At 70.7% G+C, this 16,611-nt stretch carries 16 protein-coding genes; 11 read left to right on the top strand and 5 right to left on the bottom strand.

Annotated features, from left to right (window positions below; translation table 11 throughout):
• The first annotated feature begins 533 nt into the window (after positions 1-533).
• From ABIA38_RS31120 to ABIA38_RS31105, 4 genes are all read left to right on the top strand, one after another.
• Complete coding sequence (locus ABIA38_RS31120; RefSeq protein ID WP_424642216.1) at positions 534-1,262, top strand: hypothetical protein; 729 nt, start codon at positions 534-536, stop codon at positions 1,260-1,262.
• Entirely contained in the window at positions 1,259-1,381 is a 123-nt protein-coding gene (locus ABIA38_RS31115) for a hypothetical protein (RefSeq protein WP_424642215.1), read from the top strand. Before ABIA38_RS31120 ends, ABIA38_RS31115 begins: the two co-directional genes overlap by 4 nt.
• A 1,182-nt stretch (positions 1,382-2,563) precedes the next feature.
• Positions 2,564-3,355, top strand: a complete 792-nt coding sequence (locus ABIA38_RS31110) for a hypothetical protein (protein WP_424642214.1) — start codon at positions 2,564-2,566, stop codon at positions 3,353-3,355.
• Between the two features lie 60 nt (positions 3,356-3,415).
• The gene (locus tag ABIA38_RS31105) at positions 3,416-3,847 is read left to right on the top strand and encodes a zinc-ribbon domain-containing protein (protein ID WP_424642213.1); all 432 of its coding nucleotides are present in this window, start codon (positions 3,416-3,418) and stop codon (positions 3,845-3,847) included.
• A gap of 78 nt (positions 3,848-3,925) precedes the next feature.
• On the opposite strand, the gene ABIA38_RS31100 is transcribed toward ABIA38_RS31105, so the two are convergent.
• Positions 3,926-4,549 carry an isochorismatase family protein gene (locus ABIA38_RS31100; protein ID WP_424642212.1) on the bottom strand — a complete coding sequence of 208 codons (624 nt, stop codon included), beginning with the start codon at positions 4,547-4,549 and terminating at the stop codon, positions 3,926-3,928.
• A 71-nt stretch (positions 4,550-4,620) separates the two neighbouring features.
• Positions 4,621-5,925 (bottom strand): nicotinate phosphoribosyltransferase, encoded by a 1,305-nt coding sequence (locus tag ABIA38_RS31095; RefSeq protein WP_424642211.1) that lies wholly within the window; start codon positions 5,923-5,925, stop codon positions 4,621-4,623.
• Positions 5,926-6,145: 220 nt separating this feature from the next.
• Here ABIA38_RS31095 and ABIA38_RS31090 point away from each other — a divergent pair, with 220 nt between their 5' ends.
• Positions 6,146-7,117, top strand: coding sequence for a hypothetical protein (locus tag ABIA38_RS31090; RefSeq protein ID WP_424642210.1), 972 nt, complete (start codon positions 6,146-6,148; stop codon positions 7,115-7,117).
• Here ABIA38_RS31090 and ABIA38_RS31085 read toward each other — a convergent pair.
• Positions 7,096-7,458, bottom strand: a complete 363-nt coding sequence (locus ABIA38_RS31085) for a hypothetical protein (protein ID WP_424642209.1) — start codon at positions 7,456-7,458, stop codon at positions 7,096-7,098. The genes ABIA38_RS31090 and ABIA38_RS31085 overlap by 22 nt on opposite strands.
• 220 nt (positions 7,459-7,678) lie before the next feature.
• On the opposite strand from ABIA38_RS31085, the gene ABIA38_RS31080 reads away from it, so the two are divergent.
• On the top strand, positions 7,679-8,974 hold the full coding sequence (locus ABIA38_RS31080; RefSeq protein ID WP_424642208.1) for an alanine--tRNA ligase-related protein: 1,296 nt from the start codon (positions 7,679-7,681) through the stop codon (positions 8,972-8,974).
• Positions 8,975-9,404: 430 nt separating this feature from the next.
• Here the strand turns inward: ABIA38_RS31080 and ABIA38_RS31075 are convergent, their stop codons facing one another.
• On the bottom strand, positions 9,405-10,244 hold the full coding sequence (locus ABIA38_RS31075; protein WP_424642207.1) for a helix-turn-helix transcriptional regulator: 840 nt from the start codon (positions 10,242-10,244) through the stop codon (positions 9,405-9,407).
• A 208-nt stretch (positions 10,245-10,452) separates the two neighbouring features.
• Between ABIA38_RS31075 and ABIA38_RS31070 the strand changes: the two genes are divergently transcribed.
• On the top strand, positions 10,453-11,313 hold the full coding sequence (locus tag ABIA38_RS31070; RefSeq protein ID WP_424642206.1) for an NAD-dependent epimerase/dehydratase family protein: 861 nt from the start codon (positions 10,453-10,455) through the stop codon (positions 11,311-11,313).
• A gap of 534 nt (positions 11,314-11,847) precedes the next feature.
• Here ABIA38_RS31070 and ABIA38_RS31065 read toward each other — a convergent pair.
• On the bottom strand, positions 11,848-13,215 hold the full coding sequence (locus ABIA38_RS31065; RefSeq protein ID WP_424642205.1) for an FAD-binding oxidoreductase: 1,368 nt from the start codon (positions 13,213-13,215) through the stop codon (positions 11,848-11,850).
• Between the two features lie 72 nt (positions 13,216-13,287).
• Here ABIA38_RS31065 and ABIA38_RS31060 point away from each other — a divergent pair, with 72 nt between their 5' ends.
• The 4 genes from ABIA38_RS31060 to ABIA38_RS31045 all read left to right on the top strand — a co-directional run bounded on the left by ABIA38_RS31060 (position 13,288) and on the right by ABIA38_RS31045 (position 16,607).
• On the top strand, positions 13,288-13,758 hold the full coding sequence (locus tag ABIA38_RS31060; RefSeq protein ID WP_424642204.1) for an Lrp/AsnC family transcriptional regulator: 471 nt from the start codon (positions 13,288-13,290) through the stop codon (positions 13,756-13,758).
• 140 nt (positions 13,759-13,898) lie between these two features.
• On the top strand, positions 13,899-14,546 hold the full coding sequence (locus tag ABIA38_RS31055; protein ID WP_424642203.1) for an ABC transporter permease: 648 nt from the start codon (positions 13,899-13,901) through the stop codon (positions 14,544-14,546).
• Positions 14,539-15,795 carry an ATP-binding cassette domain-containing protein gene (locus ABIA38_RS31050; protein ID WP_424642202.1) on the top strand — a complete coding sequence of 419 codons (1,257 nt, stop codon included), beginning with the start codon at positions 14,539-14,541 and terminating at the stop codon, positions 15,793-15,795. Before ABIA38_RS31055 ends, ABIA38_RS31050 begins: the two co-directional genes overlap by 8 nt.
• Entirely contained in the window at positions 15,792-16,607 is an 816-nt protein-coding gene (locus tag ABIA38_RS31045; RefSeq protein ID WP_424642201.1) for an ABC transporter permease, read from the top strand. Before ABIA38_RS31050 ends, ABIA38_RS31045 begins: the two co-directional genes overlap by 4 nt.
• Positions 16,608-16,611: the final 4 nt, after the last annotated feature.

Below are 16,611 nucleotides of genomic sequence, written 5' to 3'. Positions count from 1 at the left end.
GGACGCGACGATGACGGTCTGTACGTCGGGGCCGTCACGGTCGTGGCGACGCCGGATCCCGAGAGGCCCATCGGGCTGCGGTTCGCGTACGAATATGGGCCCGGTCGCCAGACCGGTGTGTGGCATCTGGATCGGCTGACCGAGGCTCAAGCCGTGCGGATACATCGCGAACTTGGTCGGGTCCTCCGTATCCGGAACCGGATCTGAGCATGTTGCCGCCGGGAATCTCTCGCTTTCATTCGCTCGAACTCGCGTGTGGGGATGCAGTGTTGCGCTCGCAAGTTCTCGTACCGCTCACGCCCTCCGACCGGGCCGCGCTGCCCGTGCGCCCTCCCGGAGCCGGACCGTCGCGGGCACGGCGTCCCCTCGAAGGTGTCGTGGTCGCGGCCTCGTATGACCGCAGCGGGCCCGTTCGGCCGCCCACGTCGCCCTGGTGGAATCGCATCGATCTCTCCATGCGGGCTGCGTCCCCTGTCGGGGCGTCGGGCCATGCCGTGGATCGGTGGTGCGAGCCCCGGTTCGAGCCGCGACTGGTGAGCCGGGTCGTGACCACCGGCCTGGAAATCGCCGCCGGGGACGCGCGGGTGGACGAACCCCACATGGCGCACCAGCAGTGGGTACACGACGTCCTGACCGGCGGCTGCGGCCTCCAGCTTCCTATCGCCCTGCTCGGTCCGGATATCGCGATCGAGTCGACCCGCCTCCTTGTACGCGGAGATGGGGCCGTCGGTTGCGTGCCGGTGCACCAACAGGGCCACGCGCCGGGCCTGTTGCTCGATCCGCGTCACACGATCACCGTGGTGTGCCTGCTCGCCCGTGACCCGACGTCACACCCCACGGCCTGGGCGGGTGTCGCCGAGCACACCCCCGGCGGCGGATATCTCCGGCACGACTACCGGCATCACTGCGGCGTGTTCGGGCAACTCCCCCGGCTTCGGCGAATGTCGGTCCCGGCCGCCCGCATACCCGGATCGGCCGTATCCCTGCGGCGCGGACCGGGACCGCGTTGGTACGGAACGTCAATCGGCCTGCACCCGGGCCAGATGCTCGTGGTCGACGCCCGCACGCTCTGGACGTGCGGAGCCGGCGACCAGCCGTGGATGGCCCTGATCGTCCGCCTGATCGCACCGGGTGCGGTGCTCGCCCGCCCCGAACATGCCCCGCCGATCGTGCGGTTGAGCGGGACGTTCGCGCACTGGAACAGCCCAGCCCGTCACCTGCGTGAAGCCCGGCGCGCATCCGATCGACGGCTCGGCCCGTGATCGACGTCGAACGCGAATGGCGTGCCGCACAAGGCTGTTGCGTCGAACTCGCAGGATGTCTGGTGCTGACCGCCGTGGTGATCACCGCACTGGCAGTGGCCACCTGGACGCCCTGGTGAGCCCGCGCGCTCGTGGCGCCGTCGTACCAAGGCGCGAGTTCCGCGCCCGAACCTGACCGCCGCCCCCGCCACCCGACGGCATGGGCGGCCGTGCGGGGCCGGTCGGTCTGATCGCGGGCCGGGTCCGTTCCTTCTTCTCCTTCTTCCTCCTTCCTTCTTCCTCCTTCCTTTGGCCTTGCGCAAGGAGTGGTGTCCTCATGTCGTCCTGGGCAACTGCGGCCCTTGGGCCGCATCTCGACGCGACGCGCCCACCGCCGTGGGTCGTCGAAACGCTCGCCGTCCTGATCGGGCCCGTCCAACGGCCGGTGCTCGTACAGCTCCGTCCCGGATCGAGCGTATGGCGGCTGGAAGGCGCTCGCGGCACCGTCGCCCTCAAGGTGTCGCCGACAAGCGCGGATCGGGGCGTGCCGCGCGAAGGCGACGTCATCGCCGCACTCGACGCCGCCGAACTGCTGCCCCGCCCCCTCCTGGCGGCACGCGGAAGAGGCGACGACGTCGTGTGGGTGGCGACCTGGTGGCAGCGAGCCCCGCATCTACGGGCGGCCTGGGCCTCGTTGCCCAACTCGGGCGACTGCTCCCCCGCCACCACCCGCGCCGTACTGGCCGACGCCGCAGCCTGCGCCCGCACCCTTGCCGACCTCCACCGCGCGGGCGTACGCCACGGGGATCTGCGCCCGGAGCACCTGCTCTGCGCGCCCGGCGACCGCGCGGCCATGATCGTGGACTGGGCCTCGGGCGCGCTCACCCGACGGGTCCCACCGAATGGGTCGGCGGCTCCGGCCTACACGGGCGGCTGCCCGTCGTACGCGCCGCCCGAGATCGGCCGCGCGATCGTCGACGGTCGCGTACCGGAACCATCCGAGGCCGCCGACGTATGGGCCCTGGCCGAGTCGATCCGCATCGCACTCGGCGGCCCGCCACCTCGCATCGGGCAGGGTGAGCCGGTGTGGGAGGCCGTAGCAGCAGGCCACGCACGCCCCCCCCGAAGGGAACCACCCGCCGCCTACCGGAACTTGCCGCGCTGCTGGCCCGCGCCCTCGACCCGAACCCACGCGCCCGGCCCACCGCCGACGAGATCGCCTGCCTCCTACGCGACGCCGTCTCGCATCGCGCCGCCCGAGCGGAGCGGGCCCGCTCGACGCACACCCGCCGCACCTGCCGGACACCGCTGCGATGGGCCGTATGACGCCGCTCCCGCGCCGGGCCACCACCGTCGACGCCACCGATGTCACCACCGATGTCCTCCCCAACGGCGTCGCCAGAGCCCTCACCACCCGCTTCGGCCAGCTCCTGACGCTCACCCACGTCAAACAGCGACCCGGCACCTGGTCGACGGTCGTCGACACGGAGGCCGGCAAGGTCTTCGTACGAGCCGCCACCCAAGACGGCACCGCCCCCGCCGCCGTCGAGAGCCTGCGTCGCGAAGCACTCGTCGCGCACGTGGTGTCCGGCCTGACCCCGCCGCTCCTGGCCCAATACGCCACGTCCGGGTGGCACGTACTCGTGTTCGGCCACGCGCCGGGCCGCCGCGCCGACCTCCGACCCGGTTCCGCCGACCTGGGTCCGGTAGCGGCCGAACTCAAGTGGATGGCCCGCACCTGGCCCCAGGCGGGCGTACCACCCCTGGCCCAGCTCTGGCGCGGCGACGAACGCCACGTCGGCCGGCCCCCGTTCGGCGGGGATGTATTGCTGCATCCCGACCTCGCCAAGAACCTGCGCGTACCCGCCGAGTCCCGGGTGTGGGCGCTCAACTGGGGCAACGTCCTGACCGGACCGGCGTGGGCCCAATTCGCCCTGTTGTACCCGTCGTTGCGGCGGGCCGGACACGACCCGGACGAAGCCCGAACGTGGCTGGCCCAGTTCGACACCTGGCGCCACGCACCACCCGATCGGGTAAGCGGCCTGGCCAACGCCCTGCTCGCCGGCACGTCCGCCAAGCAGGCCCGCTACTGGAGCGAACTCCTCACCCCCTGACGCCCGGGCGCCCACAGCCCCGAACACCCGCACCCGCACCCGCACCCGGAGAGATCCCCCGTGACACCCAAACCAAAAATCACCCTGGCCGAGGTGGACCTGGAATCGGTCGGCCGGCTCCACCCCAACAGCAAGCACGCCGCATTCTGGACGCCCCGCACCGGCAAATCGGCCCACTGGCAGTGTCCGCGATGCCGCCACACCTGGCCCGAAGCCGTCAAGACGATCACCGCACGCAAGCAAGGACTGCGCTGCCCCCGCTGCGGAATCGTCCCGCGCCGGACCTACAGCCTCGCCGCGCGCCGCCCGGACGTGGTCGTCGCCTGGCATCCCACGCTCAACACGCCCCTGACCCCCGACCTGGTCCGGGCCGGCGACACCATCTCGGTGTGGTGGAACTGCACGACGTGCGCTCGCCCGTACCAACGCACGATCCGCCTCCGCTGCGCACGCTCGTTCCCACGATGCCGCGCCTGTCCACCACCCCGATGATCTCGCCCGTGGGCCGGCCCGCAGGCATCCCGCACCCTGCGCGCGAGTCTGCGCGCGAGTCGACGGCCCCGTCCCGGCTCAAGACGCCGCCCGTTCACCCACCACAACCGCCCCCGCCGACCGAAGGTCCGCGAGCGCCGAAGCCACACTCTCGGCCGTGACCCCCGCCGTAAGCGGCAGCAACACCCGCGTCTCGAAGCCCTCCCGCACCGCGTCGAGCGCAGTGGCCTTCACACAGTGATCCGTCGCGATCCCCACCACGTCCACCGAGGTCACCCCACGCTCCCGCAACCACGCGGCCAGCGTCGTACCGTCCTCGGCCGCTCCCTCGAAGCCGCTGTAGGCAGCCGCGTACGCGCCCTTGTTGAAGATCTCCTCGATCCGCCCCGACTCGACCACCGGCGCGAACGCCGGGTGGAACCGCGCACCATCCGAACCGACCACACAGTGCACCGGCCAGCTCGTCGCGAAGTTCGGGGTCTCCGAGAAGTGGTCGCCGGGATCCACGTGGTAGTCCCGCGTGGCCACGATGTGCGCGTACGCTGTCGTCTCCGCGTGTACCGGGTCCGGCGGCTGCTCCGCCGCGTTGACCGCCACGTGATGCCGGATCGCCTCGGCGACCGCGGCCCCGCCCGCGACCGGGACGCTGCCGCCCTCGCAGAAGTCGTTCTGTACGTCCACCACGATCAATGCCCGAGTCATCGCTGCCTGCCTCCTCATACACCGCGCCGCGCGGACCCGTCGCCTCCGACGAACCCGCCCGCCCGCGCCGCCTACTCGTAGATGGTCGGAAGTACCGGTTCCCCGCGCGAGAGCTGCGTAGCCGAAAGCGGCAGTTCTTCACGCGAACGGGCATGCCGAGCCCGCGCCTCGGCCAATGGTTCGCGCCCCACGATCACCCCGTCCGTCACCAGCGGAACCAGCAACTCCCGCTCGCCCGGCACGGGTTCCGCGTCCGCCCGAAACGGGCGCAGCACCTCGGCCTCGGCCACCCCGTCCGCGTCGTAACGCCGTACCGCACTCTTGCGCCCCCCGCGGCTCGGCTTGCCCGGCGACGTCTTGGCCACCGGTACCAGCGGCGCGTCCGGCGCATCGCTCATCGCCCGCGCGACCAGCTTGTAGACCAGCGAAGCGGTGGGCTGCCCCGACCCGATGACCAACTGCGTACCGACCCCGTAGGCGTCCACCGGAGCGGCCTGCAAGGAAGCGATCGCGTACTCGTCCAGGTCGCTCGTCACCACGATCCGCGTCTTCACCGCGCCCAACTCGTCCAACTGCGCCCGCACCCGATGCGCGGTCAGCAACAGGTCCCCCGAGTCGAGCCGGACCGCGCCCAGTTCCTGCCCGGCCACCGCAACCGCCGTACGCACCGCCGTCGCCACGTCGTACGTATCCACCAGCAGCGTGGTATCCGACCCGAGCGCGGCCACCTGCGCCGCGAACGCCTCACGCTCGTCGTCGTGCAGCAGGGTGAAGGAGTGCGCGCTGGTGCCCCGGGTCGGAATCCCGTACTTCTGCCCGGCCCGCAGATTGGACGTACTCGCGAACCCGCAGATGTACGCGGCGCGCGCGGCGGCCACCGCCGCCTCCTCGTGGGTGCGGCGCGAGCCCATCTCGATACACGGCCGCCCGGCCGCGGCCGAGGTCATCCGCGAGGCCGCCGCGGCCACCGCGGCGTCGTGGTTGAGGATCGACAGGATCAGCGTCTCCAGCACGACGGCCTCGGCGAAGCTGCCCTCGACCACCACCAGCGGCGAGCCGGGGAACCAGCACTCGCCCTCGGCATAGCCCCACATATTGCCGGTGAAGCGATAGCCGGCCAGCCAGTCCAGCGTGGCCGGACCGACCACGCCCGCCTCGCCCAGAAAGCGCAGTGTGTCGTCGTCGAAGCGGAAGTTCTCGATGGCGTCGAGCAGCCGCCCGGTGCCGGCGGTCACGCCGTAGCGGCGGCCGTCCGGCAGTCGGCGGGCGAAGACCTCGAACACCGAACGACGGTGCGCCGCACCGCTGCGCAGTGCGGCTTCGAGCATCGTCAGCTCGTAGTGGTCCGTCAGCAAGGCCGTGGTCGCGGTGTCCATGTCGTCAGCATAACACGATTACTCGTCACTTTGACGATTACTGCCAAGCGTGGTGTACGCCACGGAAATTCGTCCGATTTAAACCCTATATCAAGGGATCCATCCACCACGTCGGGGTGGGTCCAGGGTGTCGCAAGGCGCCTGTCCGGCGGCCCGTCGGCCCGGCGGCCCGTCGGGTCCGGCACCCCGGAGGATCCGGATCGCGCCGCCGCCCAGAGTGGTGGCTGACCCGAAATGGCATACGCGGCCGTCGGCCGCGCCGGCAGGCCCCTGGTCCTGCCCGGGGGGGGGTTGCACGTATCGGCTGACCGTCCCCTTACCGGCACTCACCGTCGCCATCACCATCAACGGTCAGGGGGCCATCCTCACCCGCGCCGCCGACGTGCCCGACTTCCGGATCCTGCGCGACGACGGCGCGGCGGTAGCCGTGTCCGACCTGACCGTGACCGGCGGCCGGGCCGAGTCCGGCAACGGCGGGGGCAACGGCGGCGGCACCACCGTCGACGCGGGCACCCTGACCCTGATCCGCACCACCATCGACGCCAACCAGGCCGGAACAGGCGGACACGGCGCGGACACGACGGATCCCGCCCGGAACAGTTGGCCGAACTCCGGCGGCAACGGCGGCGGCATCGCCGCACGTGACGGCTCCCGGGTCACCGCACTGCGCAGCGTGATCTGCGGCAACACCGCCGGGCACGCTCCCGGTCACGACTCGGCTGCCACACACGGCGGCGGGATCAGGACCACATACAGCGAGCCGACCATCACCGACGCAACGATTACCGGCAACCGGACTTCAGACGATGGCGGCGGCATCTCGCCGGCGGTGTTTCGCTCCGATGACGCCGGGTCCATCAACGTCACCTCGACCACACTCGCCGGCAATTTCGCCGGTCGCGACGGCGGTGGCATCTCCTTTCGCAGGCACCGCCACCACTTCGACCGGTCGGGCAAGGGCTACTTCAGCACCCTCACCACCAGCACCGTCACCGGCAACACCGCAGCCCACCACTGCCGCCGGGCGATCCCGCGCCCGATGCCCGCCCCGGAGCCGGTAATCACCGCGGCGTGGTCCCGAAGACACGTCCTGCCATCGTGCTGCTTCCCACGTGGCTCGTTGCGCTCCGTGGGGATCCACAACCACCGAACGAAACAAGGGCCACCGGGTCAGCTGGGCCGCCACTGGTGATCACAGTCCCGACACTTGCGGTCCCCGTACGGCATCGAGGACACCTTGCCCGAGCCGCACTCGGGACACGTGGGCCCGTCGGCCGCGGTCGGCGGTCGCCAGCGCGCGGCGCACGAGCCGCACACGTAGTCCCCGACGATGTCCGTACTCACCTTGGTCGAACCACACTTGCCACACTGCACCTCGACATGCCGCCGCGTGCGGGGGGCGGCCCGCCCGATCGCGGCCTGCCGCTCGCGCTGCGCGGAGAAGCCCCAGTACGAGCGCAGCCGATCGGCCATGTCCGGCCGCAGATCGCCTACTTCGCCGGATCGGGCCTCGGGACGCGGCTGCTCGCTCATGGCCGCCACGCTAGGCCATCCGGGCGATCCCGGGGCACGGATATCCCGTCGATATCCCGTCGACTCCGGCGGATCGTCCCGTTATCGTCGGGACATGGCGATCCACGAGCAGCGAGCTACCGGCGTCGGGCCGGCGAACCGAGCGCGATAGCACCTCTCGGCCCGGCTCGGCGTGTGTGTACACCCCACCGCCCGCCACCCTCGGGAAGGCCGAACCGCCATGCTCTCCCCACAAATCCGCACCACATTCGTGGACTACTTCACCGAGCGCGGACACCAACCGGTGCCATCGAGCTCCCTCCTGCCGCCCGACCCCACCCTGCTGGTATCCAATGCGGGGATGAACCAGTTCAAGCCCTGGTTCCTGGGCGACGTCGAACCCGAATTCCCCCGGGCGACCTCCGTGCAAAAGTGCGTCCGCACCGTGGACATCGACAACATCGGGCTCACCCGTCGGCATTCGACGTTCTTCGAGATGCTCGGCAACTTCTCCTTCGGCGACTACTTCAAGTCCGAGGCGATCCCGTTCGCGTACGAACTCCTGACCGGCCCCTTCGGCCTGTCCCGGGACCGACTGTGGATCACCGTCTACCGGGACGACGACGAGTCGGAACGGATCTGGCGCGCGCTCGGCGTACCGTCCTCCCGGATCCAACGCCTCGGCGCGACGGACAACTTCTGGTCGATGGGTGTGCCGGGCCCGTGCGGCCCGTGCTCAGACATCACCTACGACCGAGGCCGGTCGTTCGGCCCCGAGGGCGGCCCGGTGGTCAACCCCGAGCGCTACGTCGAACTGTGGAGCCTGGTCTTCATGCGCCACATCCGCGGCGCGACCAACCCCGACGGCACGTTCCCGATCCTCGGCGACCTCCCCCGCACCGGCGTGGACACCGGCCTCGGCCTGGACCGCCTGGCCGCGATCCTCCAGGACGTCGACGGCTCCCTCCACACCGACCTACAACGCCCGACCCTCGCAACCGTCGAAGAACTGACCGGTCGCCACCACTCCGCAAATGCCCCCGACCGAGTGTCCTTCGAGCTGATCACCGACCATGCGAGGGCAATCACCTTCCTCCTCGCGGACGGCATCCGCCCAACCAAGGAGGGAACCGGCTACGTCCTACGCCGCCTGATTCGCAGAGCCATCCACCACGGCCAACGCCTGGGCATCACCGAGCCGTTCCTCCCCGAGGTCACCGCATCGGTAATCACCACCCTGAGCCCCGCCTGGCCCGAACTGGCCCAAGCGGCCCCCCAAATCCAAGAAGCAATCACCAAGGAAGAAGAGATCTACACCCGAACCCTCGACCGAGGCAGCCAACAAGCCCAAAAAGCAATCCGCCGCCAACTCCGCTCCGGCAGCCCCACCCTCCCCACCAAAACCATCCAATCCCTCTACGAAACCCACGGCTACCCACCGGCCCTGACCATCAAGGCAGCCAAAACCGCCGGCCTGACAATCGAAGGCCCCAACCCAGACTCCCTCCCCAACTCCCCGGGCGGGCCCACCACTTGACCCCAATCAGCCCAACTACCCACCCACCCACCCCGAACGCCGCCTGAACCCACCCCAACCCCAAACGCCGGCCGAGCAACTCCAGCCCGGCCGGCGTTTGAGCCAACATCAGCCGGGCCGGCGCTTGAGGCCAATCCGGCTCAACCAACACCCAAGGTCAGCCGCGCACATCCAGCCCGGCCGGCGCCAGGGGCCACCTCAGCCCAACCAACACCGATGCCCAGCAACAAGTCTTACGCTTGAAGCCAATAGCCGGGCTGATGCCCGAGACCGCTCACCTCGGCGGGCACTCAAGCCAAATCAGCCCGGCCGGCGCTTGAAGCCACTCAGCCCGGCCGGCGTTTGAGGCCAAGTAGCCCGGCCGGCGCATGAGGCCAAATGACGAGGCCGAATGGCCCACTCCGCACATGAAGCCAACCCCGGCCAACCCTCACCCCACCTCCGCCCCCATCGTCTGCACGCCAACCACCCGAAGCAACGCCAACCGCTCCGCCGCATCGCTCCCGGCCGCCGCCGTATACACAACCAACCGCTGAGCCGCCTCCGCGGCAACAAGCACCTCGCACCGCACCGTGATCTCCCCCACCGCCGGGTGCCGAATCGTCTTGTCCATCCCCCGCCGCACCGCCACATCGTGCGCGTCCCACAACCCGGCGAACTCCGCCGACCCCGCCCGCAACCGCGCGACAAGCGCGGCCGGCCGAGGATCCGCCGGCCGCCGCCCCACCGTCGCCCGCAGATCGGCCACGTGCGAGCGCGACAACCCGTCCGCGTCCGCGGCGCGGAAGCGCAGTCGCGACGCCGGCTCGGTGAACCACATCTCCAGGATGTTCCGCCCGACCGTGGGCCCCATCAGCGCGACCGCCATCGCGTTCTGCGCCAGCACGTCGCCCAGATCGGACACCACCTGCGCCGGTACATCGTGCAAACGATCAAGGACCAGCAACATCGCTGGCGACACGTGCGCGTCGGACCCCGACGTCCGCCCCGGCGGCACCTGCCCGGCCAGGTGGAACAGATGGTCCCGACCGTCCTCGTCCAACCGCAACGCCCGGGCCAACGCCGCGAGCAGTTGCGGCGACGGGTTGGGCCCCCGGTTCTGCTCCAGCCGCGCGTAGTAGTCGACCGACATCCCGGCCAAGCGCGCGACCTCCTCCCGCCGCAACCCCGCCGTACGCCGCCGCGCCCCAACGGGCAGCCCCACGTCGGCCGGGGTCAGCCGTTCGCGGCTGCGCAGCAGAAAGCCGGCGAGTTCCTGACGATCACTCATCCCTCAAGGATCCGCCGGCCGGCGCCCACTATCCAGGGACCACTTGTCCCCGGATCACCGATCCCCGGATCCCCAGTCCGCGGTTGATCAGGTCTCTCCCGCCCCCCGAACATCCCCGCCAAGCTGAAGCCACTCCAAGTCCGGAGCCCAACTTCGACAGTGAAACCCGCCACCCCACCCACCCCACCCACCCCACCAAGGAGCACCCATGACCACAGTCCTGGTCACCGGCGCCACCGGCAACATCGGCACCCGCTTCGTCCCGCGCCTGCTCGCCGCCCTCACCCCCCACGACACCGTCCGCGTCCTGGTCCGCAACGCCGACCGCGCACCGGCCGGTACCGAAGCCGTCGTCGGCGACCTGCTCGCCCCCACCGACCGGGCCAAAGCGCTCGCCGGCGTCGACGTCGTGGTCAACCTCGCCGCCGCGTTCCGGGGCGTCGGCGACGAGCAGGCCCGCGCGGTCAACCACGACGCGGCGGTGGCCCTGGCTCGCGAGGCGTCGGCGGCGGGCATTCGCCGGTTCGTACACACGAGCACGAACCTCGTCTACAGCGAGGACCTCGGCCGCCCGGCCCTGGAGAGCGACCCCATCGAACCCACCCCCGCGTTCGGCAACTACCCGCGGACCAAGGCCGCCGCCGATGCCGAACTGCTCACGCTGCGCGCGGAACTCGGGTTCGACCTGGTGATCCTGCGCCTGGCGTTCGTCTACGGCGACGGCGACTCGCACATGCGCGACTTCCTGCCACTGGGCGCCCGCTGGGCCGCGCACCGCCGGCTGCCGAGCGTGCACCACGCGGACGTGGCTCAGGCGCTACTCCGGGTGCTGCGTACCGAATGGGTGCCGTCGGCGGTGTACAACGTCGGCGACGACGCGCCGCTCACCGTGCACGAGCTCTACGCCCTACACGGCCTGACCTTCACGACCAACGGCGCCGGCGAAACCGAAGGCGTGGCCGGCGACCCGTGGGCGGGCCTGCCCGACACCACCCGCGCCCGTTACGAACTCGGCTACCGCCCGCTCTACCCGACCGTACGCTCCGCGGCCGAAGCCGGCGCCCTCTGACTCGGCGCCGAAAGCCTTATCGCAGGCCGTGCCGAGCACCGCACCGAGAACCGCATCGAGACCCACATCGAGACCCACTCAGCAAGCCAGGCCGACGACAACCGCACCGATAAGCAAAGAACCGGGCCGAAGACTCAGGCCGCCCGGCGGATCGCCGTGACAAGTCGGGCGGTGGCCTGCGCGCGTGCCTGACGCCGCCGCAGCAGCGCGATCGCCGCGACCCGTACCTCTCGACTGTCCCGCTTCTCCACGACCGCCACCTCCAAACGACCCGTCCCGCCCCGAGAGGGCGACACCGTGTGCCCCACCAGGGGCGACTCACCCAAACCTAGGTGTCGCACCCCTCCCACGGCGTCGCCCGCGAGTGCCGATCGCACCTACTACCGAAGGACGACCCGAACCCCGAAGTACCCCCGAAGCGTGCGCCCTGAGAAGTACAGGCACCACCAAAAGGCGCACTCCCACTCCCACTCCCAGGCTCACCCCCGCGCCCACCCTCACCCCCACCACCCGGCACCCCCACCACCCGCCGGCTCAGATCACCTTCCCCGGGTTGAGGATCCCCAGCGGATCGAACGCGGCCTTGACGCCCCGATGCACCTCGACCCCCACCGGCCCGAGTTCCTCGGCCAGCCACTCCCGCTTGAGCACACCCACGCCGTGCTCACCGGTGATCGTCCCGCCCAGGTCCAACCCGAGCCGCATGATCGCGTCGAACGCCACCCCGGCCCGCTCCACCGCCGCCGAATCGGCCGCGTCGAAGATCACGATCGGGTGGGTGTTCCCGTCGCCCGCGTGCGCGCACATCCCGATCACCGTGTCGTGGCGCTCGGCGATCGCGGCCACCCCGTCGAGCAGTTCGCCGAGCCGCGAACGCGGTACCGCGACGTCGTCGATCATGCTCGTGCCCAGCCGCTCCAACGCCGGCAGCGCCAACCGGCGCGCCTGCAGGAACTGCGCGGAGTCCGCCGCGTCCTCCGCCGTGAACGCCTCGAACGCGCCCGCCTCGACGCAGATCGCCTCGATCGCCGCCAACTCGGCGGCCGGCGCCGGAGTGTCCACCGCGACCAGGAGCAACGCCGCGCTGTGCTCGGGCAGGCCCATGTTGGCCATCGCGTTGACCGCGCGCAGCGTGGTGCGGTCCATCAGCTCCATCAGCGAGGGGGTGTGCCCGGCGGCCATGATCGCCGACACCGCGCGCGCCGCCTCGCCGGAGCTCGCGAACTGGGCCACCGTCACCAGCGCGGGCGGCGGCGTGGGCCGCAGTGCGAGGGTGGCCCGGGTGACCACCCCGAGGGTGCCCTCCGCGCCGACGAACAGCCGGGTCAGGTCGTAGCCCGCGACACCCTTGGCGGTCCGCCGCCCGGTACGCAGCAGCCGCCCGTCGGCGAGCACGACCTCAAGGCCCAGCACGTACTCCGCGGTCACCCCGTACTTGACGCAGCACAACCCGCCCGCACCCGTGCCGATGTTGCCGCCGATCGTGCAGGTCTCCCAGCTGGACGGGTCCGGCGGGTAGACCAGCCCGAATTCGGCGGTCGCCTTGGACAGTTCGGCGTTGATCACCCCCGGCTCGACCTCGGCCGTACGGTCCACCGGGTCGATCCGCAGGATGCGATTCATCCGAACGAGCGACAGCACAATGCATCCGTCGATCGCGTTGGCGCCGCCGGACAACCCGGTCCGGGCCCCCTGCGGAACCACCGGTACGCGCAGTCGGGTGGCCACCCGCAGCACGTGTTGCACCTGTTCCGTACTCTCCGCGAGCACCACCACCGCCGGGTGTCCGGCCGCGCACAGGCCGGCCATGTCACGCGCGTACGATGCGGCGATGTCCGCGTCCGTCACCAGAACGTGCGCGGGTAGTTCCTCCCGCAGCGCAGCGATCAGGTCGGTGGTCATGCTGCCTCCCGGTGTGGCCGTGAATGGCCCCAGGGTAGGCACCGGGAAACCAGTACCCCGAGGGAGGGCACTTTGCAGATCGACCGGTTGGATGCCGCGCTGATCCGACTGCTGGTGGAGACGCCGCGGATCGGTGTCGTGGAGTGTTCGCGCCGGCTGGCGGTGGCGCGCGGAACGGTACAGGCGCGCCTGGATCGACTGCGCGAGGCCGGCGTGATCCGGGGTTTCGGGCCGGACGTGGATCCGGCCACGCTCGGCTTCACGGTGACCGCGTTCGCGACGCTGGAGATCCGCCAGGGACAGGGCCGCGATCTGCGCAAACACCTGGAGTGTGTACCGCAGGTGCTCGAAGTGCACGCGATCACCGGCCGGGGCGACCTGCTGTGCCGGATCGTGGCGCGCTCGAACGCGCATCTGCAGCAGGTGATCGAGCAGATCATCGAACTCGACGGCGTGGTCCGCGCGTCCACCACGATCGCGCTGGAGAACCCGATCCCCTACCGGGTGCTCCCGCTGGTCGAATGCGCCGTCGCGGACGGGTGACTCGGGCGCGCCGTGGCGGACGGGTGACGGCGCGCCGAAACGGGTGACGCTCGCGCCCCGCTCGGCCCATCCCGCGTTTCCCCACCGACTACCCGCGGTAACCGCCTGCGGTCGGCATCGGGATCGCGGGAAGGGCCGCCTTGAGCTTCTGGGACTACGTCTCCAGCCGCCGTGAGCAGCTCTGGATCGAAACCTGGATGCATGCGAGCGCGGTCTTCCAGTGCATGCTGATCGCGACGCTGATCGGGGTCGCGGTGGCGATCGCCACCTACCGCAGCCCACTCGCGTCCCGGATCGCGATCGGCACCACCGCAACGATCCTGACCGTGCCCTCGTTCGCGCTGCTCGGCCTGTTGATCCCGATGCTCGGCCTGGGTGTGGCGCCGACGGTGGTCGCGTTGGTCCTGTACGCGCTGCTCCCGATCGTGCGCAACGCGATCGTCGGGCTGGCCGGCGTCGATCCACAACTCGTGGACGCCGCGCGCGGGATCGGGATGAACCGGCTGATGATCCTGCTGCGGATCGAGCTGCCGCTGGCGTGGCCGGCGCTGCTCACCGGGATCCGGGTGTCCACCCAGATGATCATGGGCATCGCGGCGATCGCGGCCTACGTGTCCGGCCCGGGCCTGGGCAACGAGATCTTCACCGGGCTGGCCCGCCTCGGCAGCAAGAACGCGATCAACGCGGCCTGGGCGGGCACGTTGGGCGTGGTGCTGCTGGCCCTTCTCTTCGATGCCGCCTATGTACTCCTCGGCCGGCTGACCGTTCCCAGGGGGATTCGTGACTGACGTCACCGGCGCGACGATTCGACTCGAAGAGCTCACCAAGCACTTCCCCGGGCAGAAGACGGCCGCCGTCGACCGGGTCACCCTGGAGATCCCGGCCGGGCAACTGGTGGTGCTCGTCGGCCCGTCCGGCAGCGGCAAGACCACGACCATGAAGATGATCAACCGGCTGATCGAGCCGACGTCGGGGCTGATCTCGATCGACGACCGCGACGTGACCCACCTGGATCCGGTCAAGCTGCGCCGCAAGATCGGCTACGCGATCCAGAACAGCGGCCTGTTCCCGCACATGACGGTCGCTCAGAACATCGCCCTGGTACCGAGGATGCTCGGCTGGAGTCGGTCGCGGGTGTCCGCGCGGGTGGATGAACTGCTCGAGACCGTGGGCCTGGACAGCGCCGAGTTCCGCAACCGCTATCCGCGCCAGCTCTCCGGCGGTCAGCAGCAGCGGGTTGGGGTGGCCAGGGCACTGGCGGGCGATCCGCCGGTGTTGCTGATGGACGAGCCGTTCGGCGCGGTGGACCCGATCACCCGCGGCCATCTCCAGGACGAACTGATCCGGATCCAGCACGAGTTGCACAAGACGATCGTGTTCGTCACGCACGACTTCGACGAGGCGGTCAAGCTCGGCGACAAGATCGTGGTGTTGCGCGAGCAGTCGCACATCGCCCAGTACGACACCCCCGAGGCGATCCTGACCAACCCCGCCGACGAGTTCGTGGCCGGCTTCGTCGGGGCGGGCGCCGCGCTCAAGCGGCTGACCCTGTCCCGGGTGCGCGACGTGGAGGTCAAGCCGTACGCCACGGCGGGTCTGCGCGACGACATCGCGACCATCCGCCGGGCCGCGCGCGAGTACGGCGGCGACGAGGTATTGCTCCTGGACGATCGGCGGCGGCCCACCCGGTGGTTGCGGCGCGAGGAGGTCCGACGCGGCGGCCCGGGACTCGCGGTGACCGCGCATGAGGTCGGCGACACGGTCACGCGGGATGCGACGCTGCGGGACGCGCTGGACGCGATCCTGACCGAGGGCGGCGGGAAGGTGGCGGTCACCGGGGCGCGCGGCGAATACCTCGGGGTGGTCTCGATCGAGACCCTGATGGCCTCGATCCAGGAGATGCTCGAGGCCGATCGCGAGGCGGCGCGGGCGCACCTGGAGGAGTTGGAGGAACAGCGCGAGGTGCAGCGCATCGAGGAGGAACAACGCGCCGGACACGAGGACGGCGCGCACCCGGCCGAGAGCGACCAGCGATGAACGAGCCGCAGGTGCGGCCGGTGGGGCCCACCGTGGACGCCGACACCCGAGCCGCGCGCCCGCCGGCGCTGCCGTCGCGGTTCGGCTGGACCGACTTCGTGGTGATGCCGGTCTTCCTCGGCCTGGTCCTGCTGGCGCTGTGGCAGTGGATCACCCACCAGGACCTGGACTCGATCGAACGCACCACGCTGGCCTGGTCCAACGTGCAGCGCCGGGTGCTGGAACACATCCGACTGACCGCGCTGTCCACGGTGTTGGTGCTGGTCATCGCGATCCCGCTGGGCGTGCTGCTGACCCGCCGACGGGCCCGCCGCTTCGCGCCGTTCGTACTGGCGCTGGCCAACATCGGCCAGGCCACCCCCGCGATCGGGCTGCTCGTACTGCTCACCCTGTGGCTGGGAGTGGGCGTCAAGGTGGCGATCATCGGCGCGGTCGCCTACGCGGTGCTCCCGGTGCTGAGCAACACGATCGCCGGACTCAAGGACGTGGACCGGCAACTGGTCGAGGCGGCGCGCGGGATCGGGATGTCCATGCCGGGCGTGCTGCTCAGGGTCGAACTCCCGCTCGCCGTGCCGCTCGTGCTGGCCGGTGTACGCAACGCGCTGGTGCTCAACGTGGGTACGGCGACGCTGGCCACGTTCGTCAACGCGGGCGGGCTCGGCGACATCATCCAGGACGGGATCCTGCTCCAGCGCACCCGTGTCCTGATCGTCGGCAGCGTGCTGACCGTGGTGCTCGCCCTCACCGTGGACTGGCTGGCCTCGCTCGCCGAACAGGGCCTACGCCCACGCGGCCTGCGGAACGGGAGCTGAGCAG

Origin of the sequence: Embleya sp. AB8 (genome assembly GCF_049739465.1) — a bacterium.
Classification (GTDB): Bacteria; Actinomycetota; Actinomycetes; order Streptomycetales; family Streptomycetaceae; genus Embleya.
The sequence above is the reverse complement of the archived record's forward strand: the minus strand, read 5'-3'. Positions and strand labels throughout refer to the sequence as shown.